Annotated in this window: 20 protein-coding genes; 6 read left to right on the plus strand and 14 right to left on the minus strand. The window is 64.3% G+C overall.

The window, feature by feature from the left end; genetic code table 11:
- Nucleotides 1-92: 92 nt before the first annotated feature.
- From hflX to LK03_RS03195, 7 genes are all read right to left on the minus strand, one after another.
- Nucleotides 93-1,394 carry a ribosome rescue GTPase HflX gene (gene hflX / locus LK03_RS03165; RefSeq protein ID WP_038411027.1) on the minus strand — a complete coding sequence of 434 codons (1,302 nt, stop codon included), beginning with the start codon at nt 1,392-1,394 and terminating at the stop codon, nt 93-95.
- Between the two features lie 12 nt (nt 1,395-1,406).
- Nucleotides 1,407-1,667 (minus strand): RNA chaperone Hfq, encoded by a 261-nt coding sequence (gene hfq / locus LK03_RS03170; protein ID WP_028695019.1) that lies wholly within the window; start codon nt 1,665-1,667, stop codon nt 1,407-1,409.
- A gap of 94 nt (nt 1,668-1,761) precedes the next feature.
- Complete coding sequence (gene miaA / locus LK03_RS03175) at nt 1,762-2,733, minus strand: tRNA (adenosine(37)-N6)-dimethylallyltransferase MiaA (protein WP_038411028.1); 972 nt, start codon at nt 2,731-2,733, stop codon at nt 1,762-1,764.
- Nucleotide 2,734: 1 nt separating this feature from the next.
- A complete protein-coding gene (mutL, locus tag LK03_RS03180; protein WP_038411029.1) occupies nt 2,735-4,630 on the minus strand; it encodes a DNA mismatch repair endonuclease MutL in 1,896 nt (631 codons plus the stop codon).
- Nucleotides 4,627-6,069 carry an N-acetylmuramoyl-L-alanine amidase gene (locus tag LK03_RS03185; protein ID WP_038411030.1) on the minus strand — a complete coding sequence of 481 codons (1,443 nt, stop codon included), beginning with the start codon at nt 6,067-6,069 and terminating at the stop codon, nt 4,627-4,629. Before LK03_RS03185 ends, mutL begins: the two co-directional genes overlap by 4 nt.
- Before the next feature lie 2 nt (nt 6,070-6,071).
- Nucleotides 6,072-6,554, minus strand: a complete 483-nt coding sequence (gene tsaE / locus LK03_RS03190) for a tRNA (adenosine(37)-N6)-threonylcarbamoyltransferase complex ATPase subunit type 1 TsaE (RefSeq protein ID WP_038411031.1) — start codon at nt 6,552-6,554, stop codon at nt 6,072-6,074.
- A complete protein-coding gene (locus tag LK03_RS03195; protein WP_038411032.1) occupies nt 6,542-7,402 on the minus strand; it encodes an NAD(P)H-hydrate dehydratase in 861 nt (286 codons plus the stop codon). The genes tsaE and LK03_RS03195 overlap by 13 nt, the downstream gene beginning before the upstream one ends.
- 65 nt (nt 7,403-7,467) lie before the next feature.
- Between LK03_RS03195 and queG the strand changes: the two genes are divergently transcribed.
- Nucleotides 7,468-8,562 (plus strand): tRNA epoxyqueuosine(34) reductase QueG, encoded by a 1,095-nt coding sequence (queG, locus tag LK03_RS03200; protein ID WP_038411033.1) that lies wholly within the window; start codon nt 7,468-7,470, stop codon nt 8,560-8,562.
- Between the two features lie 23 nt (nt 8,563-8,585).
- On the opposite strand, the gene LK03_RS03205 is transcribed toward queG, so the two are convergent.
- Together LK03_RS03205 and orn are read right to left on the minus strand one after the other, a co-directional pair.
- The gene (locus tag LK03_RS03205; protein ID WP_038411034.1) at nt 8,586-9,197 is read right to left on the minus strand and encodes a trimeric intracellular cation channel family protein; all 612 of its coding nucleotides are present in this window, start codon (nt 9,195-9,197) and stop codon (nt 8,586-8,588) included.
- A gap of 90 nt (nt 9,198-9,287) precedes the next feature.
- Nucleotides 9,288-9,830: an oligoribonuclease gene (gene orn / locus LK03_RS03210; protein ID WP_038411035.1), complete on the minus strand. Its 543-nt coding sequence runs from the start codon at nt 9,828-9,830 to the stop codon at nt 9,288-9,290.
- A 140-nt stretch (nt 9,831-9,970) separates the two neighbouring features.
- Between orn and rsgA the strand changes: the two genes are divergently transcribed.
- Complete coding sequence (rsgA, locus tag LK03_RS03215; RefSeq protein ID WP_038411036.1) at nt 9,971-11,002, plus strand: small ribosomal subunit biogenesis GTPase RsgA; 1,032 nt, start codon at nt 9,971-9,973, stop codon at nt 11,000-11,002.
- 78 nt (nt 11,003-11,080) lie between these two features.
- Here the strand turns inward: rsgA and motB are convergent, their stop codons facing one another.
- Nucleotides 11,081-12,133 carry a flagellar motor protein MotB gene (motB, locus tag LK03_RS03220; RefSeq protein ID WP_038411037.1) on the minus strand — a complete coding sequence of 351 codons (1,053 nt, stop codon included), beginning with the start codon at nt 12,131-12,133 and terminating at the stop codon, nt 11,081-11,083.
- Nucleotides 12,134-12,136: 3 nt separating this feature from the next.
- Nucleotides 12,137-12,988 carry a flagellar motor stator protein MotA gene (gene motA / locus LK03_RS03225; protein WP_028695008.1) on the minus strand — a complete coding sequence of 284 codons (852 nt, stop codon included), beginning with the start codon at nt 12,986-12,988 and terminating at the stop codon, nt 12,137-12,139.
- A gap of 130 nt (nt 12,989-13,118) precedes the next feature.
- Here motA and LK03_RS03230 point away from each other — a divergent pair, with 130 nt between their 5' ends.
- Genes LK03_RS03230 through asd form a run of 3 tightly spaced genes read left to right on the plus strand, consistent with a single transcriptional unit; the run spans nt 13,119 to nt 16,409 of the window.
- Entirely contained in the window at nt 13,119-14,654 is a 1,536-nt protein-coding gene (locus LK03_RS03230) for an HDOD domain-containing protein (protein ID WP_038411038.1), read from the plus strand.
- Nucleotides 14,655-14,696: 42 nt separating this feature from the next.
- Entirely contained in the window at nt 14,697-15,506 is an 810-nt protein-coding gene (locus LK03_RS03235; RefSeq protein ID WP_038411039.1) for a rhodanese-like domain-containing protein, read from the plus strand.
- A gap of 9 nt (nt 15,507-15,515) precedes the next feature.
- A complete protein-coding gene (gene asd, locus LK03_RS03240; RefSeq protein WP_038411040.1) occupies nt 15,516-16,409 on the plus strand; it encodes an archaetidylserine decarboxylase in 894 nt (297 codons plus the stop codon).
- Between the two features lie 45 nt (nt 16,410-16,454).
- On the opposite strand, the gene serB is transcribed toward asd, so the two are convergent.
- Nucleotides 16,455-17,669, minus strand: a complete 1,215-nt coding sequence (gene serB / locus LK03_RS03245) for a phosphoserine phosphatase SerB (protein ID WP_038411041.1) — start codon at nt 17,667-17,669, stop codon at nt 16,455-16,457.
- A 135-nt stretch (nt 17,670-17,804) separates the two neighbouring features.
- On the opposite strand from serB, the gene LK03_RS03250 reads away from it, so the two are divergent.
- Nucleotides 17,805-19,289 carry a histidine kinase gene (locus LK03_RS03250; RefSeq protein WP_038411042.1) on the plus strand — a complete coding sequence of 495 codons (1,485 nt, stop codon included), beginning with the start codon at nt 17,805-17,807 and terminating at the stop codon, nt 19,287-19,289.
- Nucleotides 19,290-19,346: 57 nt separating this feature from the next.
- On the opposite strand, the gene LK03_RS03255 is transcribed toward LK03_RS03250, so the two are convergent.
- Nucleotides 19,347-20,060 (minus strand): PqiC family protein, encoded by a 714-nt coding sequence (locus LK03_RS03255; protein ID WP_038411043.1) that lies wholly within the window; start codon nt 20,058-20,060, stop codon nt 19,347-19,349.
- Between the two features lie 169 nt (nt 20,061-20,229).
- The gene (gene parC, locus LK03_RS03260) at nt 20,230-22,485 is read right to left on the minus strand and encodes a DNA topoisomerase IV subunit A (protein WP_038411044.1); all 2,256 of its coding nucleotides are present in this window, start codon (nt 22,483-22,485) and stop codon (nt 20,230-20,232) included.
- Nucleotides 22,486-22,489: the final 4 nt, after the last annotated feature.

Genomic DNA, 22,489 nt, shown 5'->3' on the forward strand with positions numbered 1-22,489 from the left:
CTCTCCATCTGATAAAGCAAAGACGCGCCCACGGCGCGCCGGCCAATGCTACAGAATGCCTGTCACCGCTGCCCGGCGACCTCGATGGGCATTTATTGCAAAGTGTGTTGTTCGATGAACACCTGAGGCTCCAGGCCTTCCCGGCTGACCAGGCGATTGAGTTCGACCCGGGGCAAACGCACGTCCAGCAGACTGCTGCCCTGTTCGTCATGGGCCTCACTGCGTACCGCGCCAAGCGAGAAGAACTGCGCGCGCAAGCGCGCGTACTGCTGCTCGAGGCGCAGCGTACCGACGAACAGGTCATCCCCCAACAACTCGGCAATCGCCTGGCCCACCAGCTCCAGGCCGCGCCCGTCACGCGCCGAGACCCAGACCCGCTGCGGCTTGCCATCGGCATCGCGCTGGATCTGTGGCTCGACTTCTTCAAGCAGGTCGAGTTTGTTATAGACCTCCAGGATCGGCAAGCCTTGCGCGCCAATCTCGCCCAGCACGGCCAGCACCTGCTCGATCTGCTCCATGCGCTCGGGCTCATGGGCGTCGATCACGTGCAGCAGCAGGTCGGAGTTGCTCGACTCCTCGAGCGTGGCGCGAAACGCCTCGACCAGCTTGTGTGGCAGGTGGCGGATGAAGCCCACGGTGTCGGCCAGCACGATCGGACCGAGGTCGGCCAGCTCGAGCCGGCGCAAGGTCGGGTCGAGGGTGGCGAACAGTTGGTCGGCGGCGAACACCTCTGACTGGGTCAGGGCATTGAACAGCGTCGACTTGCCGGCGTTGGTATAGCCCACCAGGGACACCGAGGGGATGTCGGCACGGCGTCGGCCACGGCGAGCCTGCTCGCGCTGGCTGCGGACCTTCTCCAGACGCGACTTGATCTGCCGCAGGCGCACCCGCAGCAGACGCCGGTCGGTTTCCAGCTGGGTCTCCCCCGGCCCGCGCATGCCGATCCCGCCCTTTTGCCGCTCAAGGTGGGTCCAGCCACGTACCAGGCGCGTGCTCATGTGCTCGAGCTGAGCCAGCTCGACCTGCAGTTTGCCTTCATGGGTACGTGCGCGTTGCGCGAAGATGTCGAGGATCAGCCCGGTGCGGTCGAGCACCCGGCACTCGAACACGCGTTCGAGGTTACGCTCCTGACTGGGGGTGAGGGTGTGATTGAAAATCACCAGATCGACGTGTTCGGTCTTGACCAGGTCGCGCAACTCTTCGACCTTGCCGCTGCCGATCAGGAACTTGGCCGTGGGCTGATGGCGCGAGACCGTCGCCAGTTGCACGATCTCTGCCCCGGCCGAGAGGGCCAACTCCTGAAACTCCTGCGGGTCTTCGCGCGCCTCAGGGTTCTGTCCTTCCAAGTGAACGAGCAGGGCCCGTTCACCACCACCGTGGCGCTCAAAGAACAATACGGACTCCTATCAGGCGTTGCCTGGTTCGCTGTCACCGTGATCGGCGTCGGATGGGCTGGGCAGACGCACCGGACGGGCAGGAACCACGGTGGAGATCGCGTGCTTGTAGACCATCTGGCTGACGGTGTTCTTCAGCAGCACGACGAACTGGTCGAAGGATTCGATTGAGCCCTGCAGTTTGATCCCGTTGACGAGGTAGATGGATACCGGGACCTTTTCTTTTCTCAAGGTGTTCAAGTAAGGGTCTTGTAGCGAATGCCCTTTTGACATATGCCGCACTCCTGTAAGGATCAATAATAGAAAATCAGAAAAAACAACGAATTCCGCCGACCTTTCGCAAGAATAGACGGCAATTGGCAGGGACTCAGCTCAATATGGAGACGCTTCCCAGGTATTTCAAGGTGCGAGACAGATTGTCGCAAGCCAGGCTGTCGAGCCACTGAACGTCAGACCACCCGCGCAACCAGGTGAACTGCCGCTTGGCCAGTTGCCGGGTTGCGATGATGCCGCGTTCGCGCATCTGCGCCTCGTCCAGTTGGCCATCGAGGTACTCCCACACCTGCCGGTAACCCACCGCCCGTATGGACGGCAGACCTGCATGCAGATCGGCCCTGGCTCGCAACGTTCGGACCTCGTCGACGAAGCCCTGTTCCAGCATCTGGGAAAATCGTAACGCAATTCGCTGATGCAAAATGTGACGATCTGTAGGAGCGATCGCCAAACTCGCCACAGTATAGGGCAAATGGCCCGACGCGCCTGTGTCTGGATCGCGACTTTCAGCCAATTGACGCTGGCGATGTTCGGTCATGCTCAAGCCGCTGACCCGCTGCACCTCCAGCGCGCGAATCAACCGCTGAGGATCGTTGCGATGGATGCGTGCGGCCGAGACCGGATCGACCGCCTCCAGCAGGCGGTGCAGCTCACCCAGCCCCTGCTCGGCGGCGATGGCTTCGAGCTCGGCGCGCACCTGCGGATCGGCCGCCGGCATGTCGGCCAGGCCTTCGAGCAACGCCTTGTAATAGAGCATGGTGCCGCCGACCAGCAGCGGAATGTTGCCGCGCGCGGTGATCTCGGCCATGGCCTGCAGGGCATCATGACGAAACTCTGCGGCCGAATAGCTCTGCGCGGGATCGAGGATGTCGATCAGCCGGTGCGGGTGGGCGGCCAGCACCTCCCTGGAGGGTTTGGCGGTGCCGATGTCCATGCCGCGGTAGATCAGCGCCGAATCGACGCTGATCAGTTCGCAAGGCAGGTGTTTCGTCAGCTCGATGGCCAGATCGGTCTTGCCCGCCGCAGTCGGGCCCATCAGGAATATTGCCGGGGGCTTGCCACTCATGTCATCGACCGCGCAGGAACAGTTTATCCAGATCGTCCAGGCCCATCTGCGTCCAGGTTGGACGGCCGTGGTTGCACTGGCCGCTGCGCTCGGTGTTTTCCATATCGCGCAGCAAAGCGTTCATTTCGGCCAGCGCCAGACGCCGGTTGGCGCGTACCGCGCCGTGGCAGGCCATGGTGCCGAGCAGCTCGTTGAGGTGCGCCTGGATACGGTCGCTGGTGCCGTACTCCATGAGGTCAGCGAGCACATCCTGCACCAGACGATTGGCTTCGGCCTGCTTGAGCAACGCCGGAATCTGCCGGATCGCCAGGGTTTCCGGACCCAGGCGCTGCAACTCGAAGCCCAGACGCTGGAACCATTGTGCGTGTTCTTCGGCGCAATCGGCTTCGCGCTGGCTCAGCGCCAGAGACTCGGGCACCAGCAACGGCTGGCCACTCAAGCCCTCGCTGGCCATGGCGATCTTCAGTCGCTCGTACATGATGCGTTCGTGGGCCGCATGCATGTCCACCAGCACCAGCCCGACCGCGTTTTCCGAGAGGATATAAATGCCCTTGAGCTGCGCCAGGGCATAGCCGAGTGGTGGGATATCACCCTGTGATTCGGGCAGGCCAGGGGCCGCGCCACTGCCTAACGGCGCGAAATACTCGCGATAGACCGCCTGCGCCTCGGCGGCTGGCACGGGCTGCGAGGGGCGTGGCGAGTAGTTGTACTGATAGCCCGCACCGCTGCCACTGCCAGGCGCCGCCTGCGAAGGCGCGGCCTGCATCGGTTCCAGCAGTGATGCCGACAGGCGCATTTCGCCCTGTCCGCCAAACTCGCCGGCCTGGGTGCCGCTGGGCCTGGGCACCTCGGGGGCGGCGGCGGGGGCGGCGAGCTGATCGTCCGGGCGAACATCGGCGAGGGCGCGGTGCAAGGTGCTGTAGAGAAAGTCGTGAACCATGCGCCCCTCGCGGAAGCGCACCTCATGCTTGGTCGGGTGAACGTTGACGTCCACCCCGCTCGGTTCCAGTTCAAGGAACAGCACGAAGGTCGGGTGGCGGCCGTTGAACAGCACATCCCGGTAGGCCTGGCGTACGGCGTGGGCGACCAGTTTGTCGCGTACCGCACGGCCGTTGACGAAGAAGTACTGCAGGTCGGCCTGGCTGCGCGAGAACGTCGGCAGTCCAACCCAGCCCCATAGACGCACGCCATTGCGCTCGACATCCACCGGCAAGGCCTGCTCGAGAAAACCCGGCCCGCAGATGCTGCCGACGCGGCGCGCGCGGCTGGTGTCGTCCGGCGCTTCGTGCAAGCTGAGCACGGTCTTGCCGTTGTGGCGCACGTGGAAACCGACATCGAAACGCGCAAGGGCCAGGCGCCGTATGACTTCCTGAAGGTGGTCGAATTCGGTCTTTTCCGTCTTGAGAAACTTGCGCCGCGCCGGGGTGTTGAAAAACAGGTCGCGCACTTCGACCGAGGTACCGACCGGGTGCGCCGCAGGTTGGACCCGCGGCGCCATGTCGCGACCTTCGGTTTCGACCTGCCAGGCCTCACTGGCCTCGACGGTACGCGAGGTGAGGGTCAGGCGCGACACCGAACTGATCGACGCCAGTGCCTCGCCGCGAAAGCCCAGGCTCAGCACCCCTTCAAGGTCTTCGAGTTCACGAATCTTGCTGGTGGCGTGACGGGCCAGGGCCAGTGGCAGGTCGTCGGCGGAGATTCCAACACCGTCGTCGCGCACCCGCAGCAGCTTGACCCCGCCTTGCTCGACTTCGATATCGATGCGCCGGGCACCGGAGTCGAGGCTGTTTTCCAGCAATTCCTTGGCCACCGATGCTGGCCGCTCGACCACCTCACCGGCAGCAATCTGGTTGGCGAGCCGCGGGCTGAGCAGCTCGATACGCGAACCGCCACTCATTGTTGCGACGCCAGCGTGGTCGCCGGAATGTTCAGGTGCTGACCGACCTTGAGCTCATCGCTTCTAAGGCCATTGGTGCTGCGCAGGCTCACCACGCTGACCTGGTAACGCACGGCGATCATTGCCAGGGTTTCACCGGGGCGTACGGTGTGATCCCGCGGGCCCTGGGCGATCTTGCCGCTGTCGCGCAGCCAGGCAATGTAGGTGCCCGGCGGTGGGTTCTGCTGGAAGAACTGCCGCACGCCGGTATGAATCGAGCGCGCCAGGGCCTGCTGGTGACTGCGGGTGGCCAGCTTGGCCGCCTCGTTGGCGTTGGAGATGAAGCCGGTCTCGACCAGAATCGAGGGAATGTCCGGCGACTTCAGCACCATGAATCCGGCCTGCTCGACGCGTTGTTTGTGCAGCGAGGTGATGCGGCCCATGTTGCCCAGTACTTTCTGCCCGACGTTGAGGCTGGAGCTGAGCGTGGCAGTCATCGACAGGTCGAGCAGCACGCCTGCGAGCATGCGGTCCTTGTCGTCGAGGCTGACGTTGCCGGCACCACCGATCAGGTCGGAGCGGTTTTCCGTGTCGGCCAACCAGCGCGCGGTTTCAGAGGTGGCGCCGCGGTCGGACAAGGCGAACACCGAGGCCCCGAACGCGGCCTTGGACGGCGCGGCGTCGGCGTGGATCGACACGAACAGGTCAGCGCCCTTCTTGCGGGCGATCTCGGTGCGCTTGCGCAGCGGGATGAAATAGTCGCCTGTACGGGTCAGCTCGGCGCGGAAGCCCTTCTCGGTATTGATCTGGCGCTGCAGTTCCTTGGCGATCTGCAGCACGATGTCTTTTTCGTGCTGGCCGCGTCCGCCGGAAGCCCCAGGGTCTTCGCCGCCATGTCCGGCGTCGATGGCCACCACGATGTCGCGCTTGCCACTGGGTACCGGCGGCAGCTTGATCTGTGGCTGAGCCGGCGTGACCGGCACTGCAGGGGTGGTCACCGGTGGCACTACCGGCGGGGTTGGCGCGACCGTCGGCGTCGGCGTGCTGGCCGCCACGGCATCGGCCTCCTGGTCGTATAGATCGACCACCAGGCGATTGCCATATTGGGCGTTGGGCGCCAGGGTGAAGCTCTTGGGCGTGACCGATTTCTTCAGATCGATGACCACCCGAAGGTCAGTGGGCGTGCGCTGGGCCGAACGGACGCTGGTGATCGGCGTGTTGGAGGTCGAAGCATTCAGCGAACCGCCCAGGGTGGCGCCATTGATGTCGATGACCAGACGATCGGGCGCGCTCAAGGTGAAGACGCTGTGCTGAACAGGGCCGGAAAGGTCGAAGACCAGGCGTGTATTGTCCGGCGCGCGCCACAGGCGCATGCTCTTGACCTGCGTGACAGCCCACGCTTGCAGGGTCACCGCGCTGAGCAGCAGCCCGACAACGGCGACCAGTGCGCGTCTGCGCATACCTACCCCACTTGCTGATTATTGTTGGCGGCCAGAGCGGCACACCATGCTTCGCCGCGAGAACCCTGCGGCGACAGGACCAGGGAGCGTCCGCCCGCCTGCGGGCTCATGGTAATGGTCAGGTCAGGCTTTGGCAAAACGCCCGCACCCTTTTCTGGCCACTCGAACAGACACAGGGCGTCTTCCTCGAAATAGTCACGAATGCCCATGAACTCCAGCTCTTCCGGATCGACCAGGCGGTAGAGGTCGAAGTGATAGGCGCGCAGGGCACCGATTTCGTAGGGTTCGACGACGGTAAAGGTCGGACTCTTCACCGCACCGGCGTGCCCCAGGCCACGGATCAGGCCGCGGGACAGGGTGGTCTTGCCCGCGCCCAGGTCCCCTTCGAGAAAGATCACGCCATGTCCACCGGTGACCGCCGCCAGGCGCGCGCCGAAGGCTACGGTAGCCGCTTCGTCGGCAAGAAAAAGGGTTATGCCTGACACGCTGAATGTTCCTCCAACAACTTGCGAATGACGGGAATCAGATCACTGGCAGCCAGGCCTCGGCCCTGCACGCCCAGGCGCTCCCCGGCGCAGGCATGCAGCCACACGCCCAATTGAGCCGCCTGCCAGGCGTCCAGCCCCTGCGCCAGCAGCGCCGCCAGCACACCAGTGAGAACATCACCGAAGCCTGCGCCAGCCATCGCTGAATGACCACGGTTGCACAGCGCCAGTTCCCCCTCCGGCCCTGCGATCAGCGTTCCAGCGCCTTTGAGCACGCAGACACTGGCATGTCGCCGGGCCAGCTTGCGCGCCGCCCAAGGTCGATCGGCCTGCACCGCTTCGGTGGAAATGCCCAGCAGCCGCGCAGCTTCCCCAGGGTGTGGCGTGAGAATACTGCCGGCCGGCAAGGCCAGCGGCTCGCCGTCGAGCAGGTTCAGCGCATCGGCATCCCACACCTGTGCCTGTGGGCTGCGCGCGACCACCGACAGCAGACTGCGTCCCCAGGCCGCCTGGCCAAGGCCCGGGCCGACCACCACGACGCTGGCGCGCTCGAGCACACCGACCAGCTGATTGGCCGAACTCACGCCCAGGCACATGACTTCCGGCAAACGCGCAAGGCCGGCCACCACGTGCTCAGGGCGCGTCGCCACGCTGACCAGGCCGGTGCCGCAGCGCAACGCCGCCTCGGCGCTGAGCAATACTGAGCCGCCGGTGCCCAAGTCGCCACCGACCACCAGCGCATGGCCGAAGTCGCCTTTGTGGGCACTCGGTTTGCGTGCAGCCAGGCCTGGGAGGTCACGCGCAACGAGGGGGTGCGCAGGGTTTGTAGGACGTTTGGTCTGGGGCATGGGGTCAAGGGCTCCGATGTCTGGCAGAATTATACGCACCTGAGCCCGTATTGCCTTATCCGTCCATGTCCGCTTGCCTCCCCGACCTGCCCACACTGACCCAGTCGATCAAGGACTGGGGCCGTGAACTCGGCTTTGCCCACGTCGGCATCGCCGGCATCGAGCTGGGCGAACACGAACAGCACCTGCAGCGCTGGCTCGACGCCGGGTATCACGGTGAGCTGGAGTACATGGCCGCCCACGGCAGCAAGCGCTCGCGCCCGGCCGAGCTGATTCCCGGCACCTTGCGGGTGATCTCGCTGCGCATGGACTACCTGCCCGGCGACACGCAGATGGCCAAACGCCTGGCCCAACCGGAAAAAGCCTACATCTCGCGCTATGCCCTGGGCCGCGACTACCACAAGCTGGTGCGCAAACGCGTGCAGCACCTGGCCGAACGCATTCAGCAGGCCATCGGCCCGTTCGGCTACCGGGCCTTCGTCGACAGTGCGCCGGTGCTGGAAAAGGCCATCGCGCAACAGGCCGGCCTGGGCTGGATCGGCAAGAACACCCTGCTGCTCAACCGCAAAGCCGGCAGCTATTTCTTCCTCGCCGAGCTGTTCGTCGACTTGCCGCTGCCGGTCGACGAGGCCCAGGCCAGCGAACACTGCGGCCGCTGCCAGGCCTGCCTTGATGTGTGTCCGACGCAAGCCTTCGTCGGGCCCTACCTGATGGACGCGCGGCGCTGCATTTCCTACCTCACCATCGAGCTGAAGAACGCCATCCCCGTGGAATTGCGCGGGCTGATCGGCAATCGGGTGTTCGGCTGCGACGACTGTCAGATCGTCTGCCCGTGGAACCGCTTCGCCAAGCCGACCGAGGAAGCCGACTTCATGCCGCGCCACGGCCTGGACAACGCCGAGCTGGCCGAGCTGTTCCTGTGGGATGAGGCGCGCTTTCTCAGCCTCAGCGAAGGCTCGCCACTGCGCCGCGCCGGCTACGAGCGCTGGCTGCGCAACCTGGCGGTGGGCCTGGGCAATGCGCCCTCGACCATCCCCGTCCTGGAAGCCCTCAAGGCACGCCGCGAGCATCCTTCGGAACTGGTAAGGGAACACGTCGAATGGGCGCTTGCCGAACATCAGCGCCGCTCTGGCGGCGAGTCGCCAGGTACTTGCAGCTAGGCGCTAGCGACTTGCAGCTCGCTTCACTGCTGATCGTTGTAGTGAAACTTGGGCATTTCCCAATGGAACCGAATCGCCAGCAAACGCAGCAGAAAGCCGCCGAACAGGGTCAGCAGCATGCCTTGCTCGGCGGGCAACTTGAAGTACACACAGCCCAGGTAGAACCAGGCCGCGGCGAAGGACACGCTGGCGTATAGCTCGCGGCGAAACACCAGCGGGATGTCGTTGCAGAAGATGTCGCGCAGAATGCCGCCGAACACACCGGTGATCACCCCACTGATCGACGCCACCAGCATGCCGTGCCCCATTTCCAGTGCGGTCATGCAGCCGATCAGGGTGAAGGCCACCAGGCCGAGGGCGTCGAGTACCAGAAACAGTGAGCGCAAGCGGCGCATCAATGGTGCGATGAGGATGGTGACGATCGCCGCCAGGCTGGTCAGCACCAGGTATTCCGGGTGCTTGACCCAGGTCAGCGGGTAATGCCCGAGCAACACGTCGCGTACCGAGCCGCCACCGAGCGCGGTCACGCAGGCAATCAGCACCACACCAAACCAGTCCATGCCGCGGCGACCCGCCGACAATGCCCCGGTCATGGCTTCGGCGGTGATGGCGATCAGGTAGAGCATGAGCAGCATGGCGGCAGGTCCGGGCGCGAAAGGCGCGCAGTCTACCCAGTCTGCCTGCGCACCAGAAGGGGGCAGCCTGACAATCGCGGCCGCCGGGCCTCAGAACTTGATGAAATGCTTGCGATAATGACGCAGTTCTGCGATCGACTCGCGGATGTCATCCAGCGCCAGGTGCGTGCCACCTTTCTGGAAACTGTCGCGCACATGCGGTGCCCAGCGCGCGGCCAGCTCCTTGAGGGTGGACACGTCGAGGTTGCGGTAGTGAAAGTAGCTTTCCAGCGTTTTCATATGGCGATACAGGAAACGTCGATCCTGGCAGATGCTGTTGCCACAGATCGGCGACTTGCCGCGCGGCACCCATTGCTCGAGGAAGGCCAAGGTCTGCGCCTCGGCCTCGGCCATGCTGACGCGGCTGTCGCGCACGCGCTGGGTCAGCCCGGAATTGCCGTGGGTACGGGTGTTCCACTCGTCCATGCGCGCCAGCACTTCATCGCTGTGATGAATGGCGATCACCGGGCCTTCCTCCAGGGTATTGAGCTCGCTGTCGGTGACGATGGTGGCCATCTCGATGATGACGTCGGTGTCTGGATCGAGACCGGTCATTTCCAGGTCGATCCAGATCAGGTTCTGTGGGTTGGACATAAGCGCTCCTTGAATGATGCGTCATAGTAGCCTAGCCGCCCGTACCGCCAAAGCTCGCCAGCCCGTGCCTGACGGGCCGTAGCAGGCGGGCCGTGCTAGACTGCCGGCTGTTTTCCAGCAGCCACCTCCACGGGAAGTTCATGGCCAAACGCCAACTCAATCGCCGCCAGAACTGGCGCATCGAAAAAATCCAGGGCGAGCGCGCCGCTCGTGCCGCCAAGCGCGAGCAGCAGACCCTCAAGGAACTGGAAGGCGGCGACCTGGGCCCGGAGCAACTGGGCCTGGTGATCGCCCACTTCGGTGTGCAAGTGGAAGTCGAAGCCCAGGACGGCGACAGCGCCGGGCAAGTGTTCCGCTGCCACCTGCGGGCCAACCTGCCGGCGCTGGTCACAGGCGACCGTGTCGTATGGCGCGCAGGCAACCAGGGCATCGGCGTGATCGTCGCGCAGATGCCGCGCAGCACCGAGCTGCGCCGGCCGAACAACCACGGTCAACTCAAACCGGTGGCTGCCAACGTCGACCTCATCGTCATCGTCTTCGCCCCGGCGCCCGAGCCGCATCCCAACCTCATCGACCGCTACCTGGTGGCAGCCGAGCATGCCGGCATTCGTCCCCTGCTGCTGCTGAACAAGGCCGACCTGATCGACGAAGACAACGGCCCGGCGCTGAACGCCCTGCTCGAGGTCTACCGTGACCTCGGCTACCCGCTGCTGGAAGTCTCGGCGCACCACGGCGACGGCATGCAGCGTTTGCAGGCGATGCTCGCCGGACACATCAGCGTGTTCGTCGGCCAGTCCGGGGTGGGCAAGTCGTCGCTGGTCAACAGCCTGCTGCCACAGGCGCAGACCCGTGTCGGTGACCTCTCCGAGTGGTCCGGGCAAGGCACCCACACCACCACCACCGCGCGGCTGTACCACTTCCCCAACGGCGGCAACCTGATCGACTCCCCCGGAATTCGCGAGTTTGGCCTGGTCCACGTCAGTCGCCATGACGTCGAAGAGGGCTTCATCGAGTTCCGCGACCTGTTCGGCACCTGCCGCTTCCGCGACTGCAAGCACGACCGCGAACCGGGTTGCGCCCTGCTCATGGCCCTTGAAGACGGCCGCATCAAGCCACAGCGCATGCACAGCTACCGGTCGATCATCGCCAGCCTGCCGGAAGACAGCTACTGATCCGTGCGCTGCCTGCAGCACGCATACAAAAACGCCCATGAGTGATTCATGGGCGTTTTTCGTTGCGCACGTTGCGGGCTATTCCTGGGTGTCTTCCATGCGCAGGGTGCCGTCCTCGAAGATGTTCAGCTTCTGGCGCAGCTCGCGATGCTGCATCGGCACTTGCTCGACCGGCCCCGGCGTCGCACCGCTGGGTGCGGTGCCGCTGGCCGGTGTTGCACCCTGCGGGGTGGCACTGGACGGCGGCTGGTCGGCCGGCGCCGCAGGGTTGTGCTGGCTGCCCTGCTCGCCTTCGATGTCGCGCTGAGCTTTTTTGGTCAGCACGACGATGTCGATACGCCGGTTGACCGGGTTGAGCGGGTCTTTACGGTCGAACAACGAGGATGAAGCGTAGCCCACCACACGCGCCACCTGGTCGTCCGGGTAGCCACCGGCCACCAGCGCCCGCCGCGCGGCGTTGGCGCGGTTGGCAGACAGTTCCCAGTTGCCGAAACCGCCGCTGCCGGCGAACGGCTTGGCGTCGGTGTGGCCGCTGACGCTGATCTTGTTCGGCACCGCCTTGATGGTGTCGGCCATGGCCAGCAGGATGTCTTCGAAGTACGGCTGCAAACGCGCGCTGCCCAGATCGAACATGGGCCGGTTCTCGGCATCCATGATCTGGATGCGCAGGCCATCCTGAGTGATCTCGAACAGAATCTGGTCCTTGAACTTCTGCAGTTCAGGGTTCTCGTTGACCTTGTTCTGCAGTTCCTGCAACAGCAACTCCAGGCGCTCGCGCTCGACCTGCTCGGCCATGCTCTCGACCTGGTCCTTGCTCACCTCAGGGGTGACCTGCGGCGTGGTCTCGAATTTCTCTTCCGGATTGATGGTCTTGTCCGGGGCCATCTGCGGCGTCCCGCCCAGGTCGATGACGTAGGGCGTGCCGCTTTCAGCGAAGCCGATAGGGTCCTGGAAATAGCCGGCGATGGCGATCTTCTGTTCCGGGGTCGCGGTGGACAACAGCCACAACACCAGAAAGAACGCCATCATCGCCGTGGCGAAGTCGGCGAAGGCGATCTTCCAGGCGCCGCCGTGGTGGCCGTCGCCGAAGCGCTTGACGCGCTTGACGATGATGGGCTGGTTGTTCTCCATGACTCAGCGACCGCGCACCGCTTGTTCCAGCTCGGCGAAGCTTGGCCGGTGGCCCGGATAAAGCACCTTGCGGCCGAACTCCACCGCCAGCGACGGCGGCATGCCGGAGGCCGAGGCCACCAGCGAGGCCTTGATCGCCTCGTACACGTTGAGCTCTTCCTTGGCGTCGTGCTTGAGGCAGTTGGCCAACGGCCCGAAGAAGCCATAGGCGGCGAGAATACCGAAGAAGGTGCCCACCAGCGCCGCACCGACGTGCATGCCGATGGCCGCCTGGTCGCCATCGCCCAGCGAGGCCATGGTCACCACGATACCCAGTACCGCCGCGACGATACCGAAGCCCGGCATGCCGTCGGCAATGCCGGTCACGGCGTGGGATGGGTGTTCGAGTTCTTCCTTCATGTTCAACAGCTCCATGTCGAACAGCCCCTCCAGCTCATGGGGCGCCATGTTGCCGGTGGACATGATGCGCAGGTAGTCGCAGATGAACGCGGTCATCGCGGCGTCGCCGACGATGGTCGGGTATTTGCTGAAGATCGGGCTGGCGGCGGGGTCTTCGATGTCGGCCTCGATGGCCATCATGCCCTCGCGACGGCTCTTGTTGAGGATCTCGTAGACCAGGCCGAGCACTTCAAGATAGAAGGCGTGGTTGAAGCGCGAGCCGAACATCTTCAGCGACTTCTTGAACACATGCATGGTCATGTGGCCGGGGTTGGCCTGAATGAATGCGCCCAGCGCAGCGCCACCGATAATGAGCACTTCGAATGGCTGAATCAGTGCCGCGATCTTGCCATGGGAGAGCACGTAACCGCCGAGCACGCTGGCGAATACGATGATGATGCCGATAATTTTAGCCATAAGTTCAACGCATTAGCGGATGTGATCAAGGACCGGGAGGGGTGCTCTGAAACTCTTCTTCTACTTATCGGCAGAACTGCGCCAGACTATAGGCACTCCTAGCGAAAAGCCAGTTCGGACTGATGTCAAAATGCCAAGTGAAACCAAGGTGCCCGCTCAGATTCCCTCGACGCTAGAGGCCTGGGTCAAGCTGCTCGATGGCGTCCGCGTCCCGGTGCCCAAGGACAGTCACGACCGCGTGTTGTCGGCCATCAACGACAGCCGCCGCTCGATGCGTGACATCGCCGAACTGATGCAAGGCAGCCCCGCCCTGGTGCTGTCGGTGATGCGTGAGGCCAACCATTCGGCCAATGCCAGCCAGGCCGAGCCGGCTGAAAGCCTGGAGGTGGCGCTCAACCGCCTGGGCCTGGGTCGCTGCGCGCAATTGCTCGGGCGCCTGCCCGCGCTACCCAGGGATGACATGCCGCCGGTGCTCAACCAGTTCGTGCAGATCAGCCAGCACGCCAGCCAGCAGGCCAGCGGTCTGTTCGCCAGCCGCCTGGCGCGTCTGTGGCAGGAAATCCACTGGGGCAGCCTGTTGTTCCTTTCCCCTTTGTGGCCTTTGGCGCTGGTCTATCCGGCGCTGCTCGATGCCTGGGAGCTGCGAGTGATTCACAAGGGCGAGGTGGCCGCCGAGGTCGAGCACGAGCTGTTCGGCGTGCGCATTCTGGAGCTGTGCCGCGCCGTGGCCGAGCACTGGCGCCTCCCGGAGTGGGTGACCCAAGGCTATCGCCTGCTGCTCGAAGAACGCGATCTGCTGGCGCAGGTGCTGACCATCGCCCGCGCCCAGGACCCGCTGGAGCAACAGCACCGCCTGGACGCCGAGGCTGGATTGCGGCGCTGGTTCAATCAGCCGGCCAATACCGTATTGCTGGCCAACAATCTGGCCCTCGCGGCACAGGTCGGCTGGGACAACCCGCACCTGTTGCGCTGGCAGTTACTCACGGCGTTGTATCTGCAAACCTCGCTGGAAGACGTGCAGAATCAGGTTCACCAACAGGCCGCGCAAAGCGCCCGGCGCCATGCCCGCGCCGGCCTGTTCCACCCGGCCGAAGCGTTACTCTGGCCTTGGCAGCACCGCCGTCAGCATCCCGATATGCAGGCGCCTTCCCCACCGGCTGCTGACGAGCTGGAACGCTGGCGTGAACTGTGTGGCGACCTGCTGGCGCAACCAAGCCGCTTCAGCAATGCCGTGCACCTCTCGACCCAGGCCCGCGAGGCCCTCACCGCCTGCGGTTTTACCCGTGTGATGCTGCTCTCGGTCGACCGCGTCAACGAATGCCTGCGCGTGCAGCAGACTGCCGGGCTGCCCAGGGAGGCCATGGCGCTGAGTCTGCCCACCGTCGGCAATCGGTTGTTCGAGCGCCTGCTCAATCAGGCCGCGCAATTGCGCCTGACGCCCGACAACCATCGCCAGTTCAGCGCGCTGATGCCTGTACCGCTGCGCGCCATGCTGCGCAGCGAGCATTTGCTGATCCGCTCGCTGGCAGTGAACAATCAGGTGCTGATGGTGCTGCTGGCCGACCAGAACGCGCGCCCGCTGGCCGATCTGAGTGTCCAGGCGTTCGGCAAAACGGCGCAATGCATCGAACGCGCTCTGGCCACGTTCGGTAACCGCAGCGCCTGATGCTTGCGCTACACTGGCCGCTATTTTTTCCGGAGACCGTAGATGACTGACTTTTCCGGCTTGCCGCTGGTCATCGAGGCCGCGGACCTGCTGCCGCGCCTCGATTGCCCGCAGTTGATCCTGGTCGACCTGACCAGCGCCAATCGGTACGCCAGCGGGCATATTCCCGGCGCACGCTGGATCGACGGCAAACGCACCCAACTCGGCCAGCCGCCTGCGCCGGGCCTGCTGCCAGCCATGTCCGACCTGCAGCGACTGTTCAGTGAGCTCGGTCACCGTGACGATGCGGTCTACGTGGTCTACGACGACGAAGGCGGCGCCTGGTCGGGGCGTTTCATCTGGCTGCTCGACGTCATCGGTCATCGCCACTATCACTATCTCAACGGCGGCATCCAGGCCTGGCCTGCCGATACCCTCAGCACCGAGGTGCCGGCCAGCGCCAACACCCCGGTGACCTTGCAGTTGCACACTGAACCCACCGCCACCCGCGAATACCTGCAAAGCCGCCTGGGCGCCGACGACCTGGCGATCTGGGACGCCCGCGCGCCCGAGGAATTCAACGGCAGCAAGGTGCTCGCCGCCCGCGGCGGACACATCCCCGGTGCAATCAATCTGGAATGGATCGCCGGCATCGACAGCAATGATCAGTTGCGTATTCGCGCCGATATCGCCGAGGTGTTGCAGGGCCTGGGCATCACCCCTGACAAGGAAGTGATCACCCACTGCCAGAGTCATCGCCGTTCCGGCTTCACTTACCTGGTGGCCAAGTCCCTCGGTTATCCACGGGTCAAGGCCTATGCCGGTTCGTGGGGCGAATGGGGCAATCACCCGGACACGCCTGTAGACGTTTAAGGAAACCCAATGAAATCCCGCTTGTTCATCCTCAGCCAGTACCTGCTGCCCCACCACCTGCTCTCGCGCCTGGCCGGCTGCGTGGCCGAGTGCCGGGTGCGCTGGTTCAAGAATGCCTTCACTGCCTGGTTCGCCAAGCGCTATCAGGTGAACATGTCCGAGGCGTTGGTCGAAGACCTTACCGCCTACGAGCACTTCAACGCCTTCTTCACCCGTGCCCTGAAAGCCGACGCACGTCCGCTCGACACCACGGCAGACGCCATTCTCTGCCCGGCCGATGGTGCCGTGAGCCAGGTCGGCCAGATCGAGCACGGCCGTATCTTCCAGGCCAAGGGCCACAGTTTCAGCGCCCAGGAACTGCTGGGCGGCGACCCGGCCCTGGCGGCACCGTTCATGGGGGGCGAGTTCGCCACCGTGTACCTCTCGCCGAAGGACTACCACCGCGTGCACATGCCGCTGGCCGGTACCCTGCGGGAGATGGTCTACGTGCCCGGTCAGCTGTTCTCGGTCAACCAGACCACTGCGGAAAACGTACCGGAACTGTTCGCCCGCAACGAGCGCGTGGTGTGCATCTTCGACACCGAGCGCGGGCCGATGGCCATGGTGCTGGTGGGCGCGATGATCGTCGCCTCGGTGGAAACCGTGTGGGCCGGCCTGGTTACCCCGCCCAAGCGCGAACTCAAGAGCGTGCGCTACGACGAAGCCAGCCGCGCGCCGATCCACCTGGAAAAAGGCGCCGAAATGGGTCGCTTCAAGCTGGGTTCGACGGTGGTGGTGCTGTTCGGCCCCGACCAGATGAAATGGGGCGACGTCGGCGCCGGCTCGGCCGTGCGCATGGGCCAGTTGCTGGCCATGCCTGCCCAGGCCGCCGCGCCTGCTGCTGCGCACGACGTTCCCGCATGATGAAAAGCCCCGCGGCTGCGGGGCTTTTTCATGGCGCAGTGCCGATCAGGCGCGAGCCTGACGGTCGCGCAGGCCCAGCAGGTACAGCACGCCATCCAGCCCAAGGGTAGAGATGGCCTGCTTGGCCGACTGGCGCACCAGCGGCTTGGCGCGGAATGCCACGCCCAACCCGGCCAGGGCCAGCATCGGCAGGTCGTTGGCACCGTCGCCGACGGCGATGGTCTGCTCCAGCTGCAAGCCTTCCTTGATCGCCAACTCCTGCAACAGCTCGGCCTTGCGCTGGGCATCGACGATCGGCTCGACGGCAACGCCGGTGAGCTTGCCGTCGACCGCCTGCAGCTCGTTGGCGAACACGTAGTCGATGCCCAGACGTGCCTGGACCTGCTTGGCGAAGTAGCTGAAGCCGCCCGACAGAATGGCGGTTTTATAGCCCAGGCGCTTGAGCTCGGCGAACAGGTTCTCGGCGCCTTCGGTCAAGCGCAGCGAGGCGCCGATCTCTTCCAGCACGCTGACGTCCAGGCCTTTGAGCAACGCCATGCGCTCGGTGAAGCTGGCGCGAAAATCCAGTTCGCCGCGCATGGCCCGCTCGGTGATCGCCGCCACCTGCTCGCCGACTCCGGCGGCCTTAGCCAGCTCATCGATGACCTCGGCCTCGATCAGTGTGGAGTCCATGTCGAACACCGCCAGGCGCCGGTTGCGGCGGTACAGGTCGTCTTTCTGGAAAGCAATGTCGACGCTCAGCTCGCTCGACAGGGCGAAGAAATCGGCGCGTAGCGCCTGCACGTCGCTCGGCTCACCGCGCACGGAGATTTCTACCGCAGCGCGGCTTTTGTCTACCGGTGCATCGAGAGTCACCCGTGCCGAGAGACGTTCGATGCGCTCGATGGTCATGCCGTACTGGGAAATCACCGCACTGGCGCGCTGCAGTTGCTCGGGGGTGATCTGCCGGCTGAGCAGCGTGACCACGTGGCGCTGGTCGCCATGGCCCTCGGCCCAGTGTTGGTAGTCAGCCTCGGAAATCGGGGTGTATCGGGCCTGCAAATTCAGCTCGTGGGCTTTGCTCTGCACGCTTTGCAGCAGCTGCGTGGCGACTTCGTTATCGGGAATATCGACGAGGATGCCGAACGACAAGGTGCCGTGCATCACCGCAAGGCCGATGTCGAGAATGTTCACACCGCCCTGGAGCAGGACGCCGGTAAGGGCAGCGGTGAGGCCTGGGCGGTCTTCACCGGTGATGTTGATCAGGACGATTTCGCGCAAGACCTGGCTCCGAAATGATGAAAAATGCGCATTCTACCGATTTTCCATGACCACCGGGCACATCGCCTACTTTGCCGGCAAAACACCTGTCGCTATACTCCCCCGCACACTTTTTGCCATAAAGAGCCGCGCTCTGTGATCCGGCCCACGCCTGTTAAACCCGACAACTTCTTCGTGATGCTCTTCCGCGCCCTGCGCCAACGTCGCGTCCCCCTCGTTCTGCGCATCGCCAGCCACACCGTGTTCATGGTGGCCTTGGCGCTGGTGATCTACGCCTGCGTGATGGGTCTGCAGTTCAAGCAGGCCATGCACGACCAGGCCGATGCCGTTGGCCAGAGCCTGACCCTGCAGACGGCAAGCTCGGCCACCGAGCTGCTGGTCGCCAACGACATCCTCAGCCTCAATGTGCTGCTGGGCAATCTGGTGAAGAACCCGCTGGTGGCCCATGCCGCGATCTACAGCGTCGATAACCGCATCCTCGCCGAAGCCGGTCAGCGGCCGAAGAACACTTTGCTGGGCGAGGCCGAAGGCCTTTACCAGAGCAAGATCACCTTCCAGGATGTAACCGCAGGGCAACTGCGCATCAGCCTGGACATGGGCCAATTCCAGCAACCGATGCTCATCAGCCTGCAAAGCATGGGCATCATGGCCGCCATCCTGCTGGCCCTGGCACTCACGCTGAGCCTGCGCCTGGGCCGCTACATCACCACCCCTTTGCTGCAACTGCGGGTGTGGCTGCGTGACCCGCATCACCTCACCCCCGGCACCGACCGCCAGGATGAAATCGGCGACCTGGCGCGCCAACTGCATGCCCGCCTGGCCCCGCCGCCACCGCCAGAACCGGAACCCGAGCCAGAGGCCGACTACGACGACGAAGACTTCGCCGAAGCAGGCGAGGCTCCGCTGACCCTGCGCGAGCGCGCCGCGATTCCTGAAGCCAGCCAGCGCAGCAAAGCCGCAGCAACAGGCGAGGAAGACGATGACGCCGCCTTCGCCGGCCTGCTTGACGACGAACCGCAGCCAGTGGAAGTCGAAGAGTCCGGCGAGCCGCAATTCAGTGCGGTACTTGCCGTGCAACTGGGCTCCCAGGAGCAACTGCGCCGCCTGCCGCGCACCCGCCTCAGCGAGTTGCTCGACCGCTACCGCGAATGCCTGAACCAGGCCGTGTCGCTGTATGAAGGCGAGCTGCATTCGCTCAATGACGGCAGCGCCCTGCTGCTGTTCCACAGCCGCCAGTGCGGCGACGATTACCTGACCAACGCCATCTGCTGCGGCGAATTGCTGCGCGCCCTGGGCCATGCCTTGCAGATCGAGGTGGCCGACAGCGGTATTACCCTGCAACTGCAACTGGGCCTGACCGTGGATGACGACCTGTATGGCCTGGATCAGGTCGATCTGCTGATGGCCGAAAAGGCCCAGGACGCATTGGCCCTGTCGCAGCACAGCCGCAACCTGCTGCTGGTCGAACGCGTAATCGGTGACGACGACCTGATCCGCCAGCGCGCGCGCATTCGCCCGATTGCAAGCCCCGAAGGTGCCTGCTGCGTCGAACGCCTGCTCGAGCCCTACCCGTCGATGCTCGAACGTCAATTGGCACGCATGCACGAACGCCGCAGTTGAGCAAACGCCAGCCATGAAAAAGCCCGCATCGCTGCGGGCTTTTTCATGGGCGTTGACTCAGAAGCGATAGACTTCCATGTCGGTGCGGATCGGTGCCGCCATGGGGATTCGTGATTTCTCACGCTCCTTTCTGACCTGAACCGGCGTCGAGGACTTCTTCGTCGCGGGTTCCTGGGCCAGTGCGGGCTGGTTGGCGAGGGGCTTGATGGCGGTGCTGAGCTGTTCGGCGAGTTTCTGCAACAGTTGACCCTGGGCCTGCACCTGAGCGCTTTCGCTGCCTTCGTGGGGTTGCTCGAGGTGGACGATGCGGTTGTCACGCACCTGACCACGACGATCCAGCACCCGCCACTGCGCATCGAGAATGGCGGGTTGCTTGGTGCCCGAATCCAGACGGGTGATCGACAGCAGCACCTGGACGTCTGGGCTGAAGCCGGCCCCGGCCGGGGCCAGCACCACGCGCTGGCTGTCCAGGCGCCAGGCCAGCTGGCGCACCAGCAACTGATCGATGTCGGACGACAGGCTACCGGCCCAACGGCCATCGGTGGCGGCGCTCAGGCTGCCATCGGGCTGACGCTGAAGAAAGGTTTCACGTTGCAGGTAATCGGCCACCGACACCGGGCCCACCACCACCGCCATGCCCGCAGCCTGTGACGGCTGGCCAGGCTGACCACTGTCCAGCTGATACAGGGCGACCGGCTGGTGCGTGCTGCATCCGCTCAGGGCCAACAAGCCAGTCATCAACAACGTCAATGGAAGGCGTGGAAATCTCATTCATCCCATCCAGGCGGCTGCACCAGGCAGGCCGCAGTGATACTCGGTAAAGTCGCTCGGGCGTACAGCCAGGCTGGCGCCGCGGGGGCACTATCATCCGCGAAATGGGCGCCCGACTCCAGCTTTTAAAGCGGCGTCAATCAGGAAATAGCCACATAGCACCGGGAAATTACCCCGGCACATCCACCTTCAGTGCATCGACCCGCTGGAAGCCACGTGGCAATTTGCTGCCACGGCGTCCGCGCTCGCCCTTGTAGTGCTCCAAATCATCCGCCTTGAGCGACAAGGTACGCTTGCCCGCGTGCAACACCAGGGTCGAGCCAGCACCAAGCACGGCAATGTCGGTGACGTACTCTTCGCGGCTGGCGACCCGCTCACCGGGCACGCCGATGATCTTGTTGCCCTTGCCCTTGCCCAACTGCGGCAGGTCAGCGATACGGAACACCAGCAGGCGGCCTTCGGTGGTCACCGCAGCCAGCCAGTCGTTGGCACGGTCGACCACAGGGCGTGGCGCCATGACTTTCGAGCCATTGGGCAGGCTGATCAAGCCCTTGCCAGCCTTGTTCTTGGCTTGCAGGTCTTCACCCTTGACCACGAAACCATAGCCGGCATCGGAGGCCACGACGTACAGTGCTTCGTCGTCGGGCAGCAGCACGCAGTCGAAACTTGCCCCTGGCGGCGGCGTCAGGCGGCCGGTCAGCGGTTCGCCCTGGCCGCGCGCCGAGGGCAGGCTGTGGGCCGCCAGGGAGTAGCTGCGCCCGGTGGAGTCAATGAGCACCGCGAACTGATTCGAACGCCCCGCCGCCGCGGCCTTGAAACCGTCACCGGCCTTGTACGACAGGCCCGTGGCATCGATGTCATGGCCCTTGGCACAACGAATCCAGCCCTTCTCGGACAACACCACGGTCACCGGCTCGGCCGGCATCAGTTCGTTTTCCGACAGCGCCTTGGCTTCGGCACGCTCGACGATCGGCGAGCGCCGCGCATCGCCGTAGGTCTCGGCATCCTTGAGCAGTTCGCTGCGCACCAACTTGCGCAGCTTGGCTTCGCTGCCGAGCAAGGCTTGCAGTTTGGCCTGCTCCTTGAGCAGCTCGTCCTGCTCGCCGCGAATTTTCATCTCTTCCAGACGCGCCAGCTGGCGCAGACGGGTTTCGAGAATGTAGTCGGCCTGGATCTCACTCAAGTCGAAGCGCGCGATCAGCGCCTGCTTGGGGTGCTCCTCGGTGCGAATGATGTGAATGACTTCATCCAGATTCAGGAACGCCGTGAGCAGACCTTCGAGCAAGTGCAGACGCTTTTCGACCTTGTCCAGGCGGAACTGCAAGCGTCTGCGCACGGTGTCGGTGCGGTACTGCAGCCACTCGACCAGCAGCGTGCGCAGGTTCTTCAACTGCGGCCGACCATCGAGGCCGATGATGTTGACGTTGACCCGGTAGCTGCTCTCCAGATCGGTGGTGGCGAACAGGTGCTGCATCAGTTCGGCGGCATCGACGCGGTTCGAGCGCGGGATGATGACGATGCGGCAGGGGTTTTCGTGGTCGGACTCATCGCGCAGGTCAGCGACCATCGGCAGTTTCTTGGCCTGCATCTGCGCGGCGATCTGCTCCAGCACCTTGGCCCCGGAAACCTGGTGCGGCAAGGCGGTGACGACGATGTCGCCATCCTCGACGCGGTACACCGCACGCATGCGAATCGAGCCCTTGCCGGTTTCGTACATCTTGAGGATGTCGGCGCGTGGGGTGACGATCTCGGCTTCGGTGGGATAGTCCGGCCCTTGGATGTGCTCGCACAACTGCTCGACGCTGGCCTTGGGCTCGTCGAGCAGCCGAACACAGGCGCTGGCGACTTCACGCAGGTTGTGCGGCGGTACATCGGTGGCCATGCCGACCGCGATGCCGGTGGTGCCGTTGAGCAGGATGTTCGGCAGGCGCGCCGGCAGCACCGCCGGTTCCTGCAAGGTGCCGTCGAAGTTCGGTACCCAGTCGACGGTACCCTGGCCGACTTCGCTGAGCAGCACTTCGGAGTATCGCGACAGGCGTGCCTCGGTGTAACGCATGGCAGCGAACGATTTGGGATCGTCCGGCGCACCCCAGTTGCCCTGGCCGTCGACCAGGGTATAGCGGTAGCTGAACGGCTGGGCCATCAGCACCATGGCTTCGTAACAGGCCGAGTCGCCGTGGGGGTGGAACTTGCCCAGCACGTCGCCGACGGTACGCGCCGACTTCTTGTGCTTGGAATCGGCATCCAGGCCCAGCTCGCTCATGGCGTAAACGATGCGTCGCTGCACTGGCTTGAGGCCATCGCCAATGTGCGGCAAGGCGCGGTCCATGATCACGTACATGGAATAGTTGAGGTAGGCCTGTTCGGTGAAGTCAGCCAGGGAGCGGCGCTCGACGCCGTCGAGACTGTCTTTTAAGTCGCTCATGCGA

It is taken from the genome of Pseudomonas cremoricolorata, from assembly GCF_000759535.1.
GTDB lineage: Bacteria > Pseudomonadota > Gammaproteobacteria > Pseudomonadales > Pseudomonadaceae > Aquipseudomonas > Aquipseudomonas cremoricolorata_A.

Bases quoted from the DNA above. Each gene is read 5' to 3' on its own strand.
- hfq (WP_028695019.1), bottom strand. From the start codon at position 1,667: ATGTCAAAAGGGCATTCGCTACAAGACCCTTACTTGAACACCTTGAGA.
- miaA (WP_038411028.1), bottom strand. From the start codon at position 2,733: ATGAGTGGCAAGCCCCCGGCAATATTCCTGATGGGCCCGACTGCGGCG.
- mutL (WP_038411029.1), bottom strand. From the start codon at position 4,630: ATGAGTGGCGGTTCGCGTATCGAGCTGCTCAGCCCGCGGCTCGCCAAC.
- LK03_RS03185 (WP_038411030.1), bottom strand. From the start codon at position 6,069: ATGCGCAGACGCGCACTGGTCGCCGTTGTCGGGCTGCTGCTCAGCGCG.
- LK03_RS03195 (WP_038411032.1), bottom strand. From the start codon at position 7,402: ATGCCCCAGACCAAACGTCCTACAAACCCTGCGCACCCCCTCGTTGCG.
- queG (WP_038411033.1), top strand. From the start codon at position 7,468: ATGTCCGCTTGCCTCCCCGACCTGCCCACACTGACCCAGTCGATCAAG.
- LK03_RS03205 (WP_038411034.1), bottom strand. From the start codon at position 9,197: ATGCTGCTCATGCTCTACCTGATCGCCATCACCGCCGAAGCCATGACC.
- orn (WP_038411035.1), bottom strand. From the start codon at position 9,830: ATGTCCAACCCACAGAACCTGATCTGGATCGACCTGGAAATGACCGGT.
- rsgA (WP_038411036.1), top strand. From the start codon at position 9,971: ATGGCCAAACGCCAACTCAATCGCCGCCAGAACTGGCGCATCGAAAAA.
- motB (WP_038411037.1), bottom strand. From the start codon at position 12,133: ATGGAGAACAACCAGCCCATCATCGTCAAGCGCGTCAAGCGCTTCGGC.
- motA (WP_028695008.1), bottom strand. From the start codon at position 12,988: ATGGCTAAAATTATCGGCATCATCATCGTATTCGCCAGCGTGCTCGGC.
- LK03_RS03230 (WP_038411038.1), top strand. From the start codon at position 13,119: ATGCCAAGTGAAACCAAGGTGCCCGCTCAGATTCCCTCGACGCTAGAG.
- LK03_RS03235 (WP_038411039.1), top strand. From the start codon at position 14,697: ATGACTGACTTTTCCGGCTTGCCGCTGGTCATCGAGGCCGCGGACCTG.
- asd (WP_038411040.1), top strand. From the start codon at position 15,516: ATGAAATCCCGCTTGTTCATCCTCAGCCAGTACCTGCTGCCCCACCAC.
- LK03_RS03255 (WP_038411043.1), bottom strand. From the start codon at position 20,060: ATGAGATTTCCACGCCTTCCATTGACGTTGTTGATGACTGGCTTGTTG.
- parC (WP_038411044.1), bottom strand. From the start codon at position 22,485: ATGAGCGACTTAAAAGACAGTCTCGACGGCGTCGAGCGCCGCTCCCTG.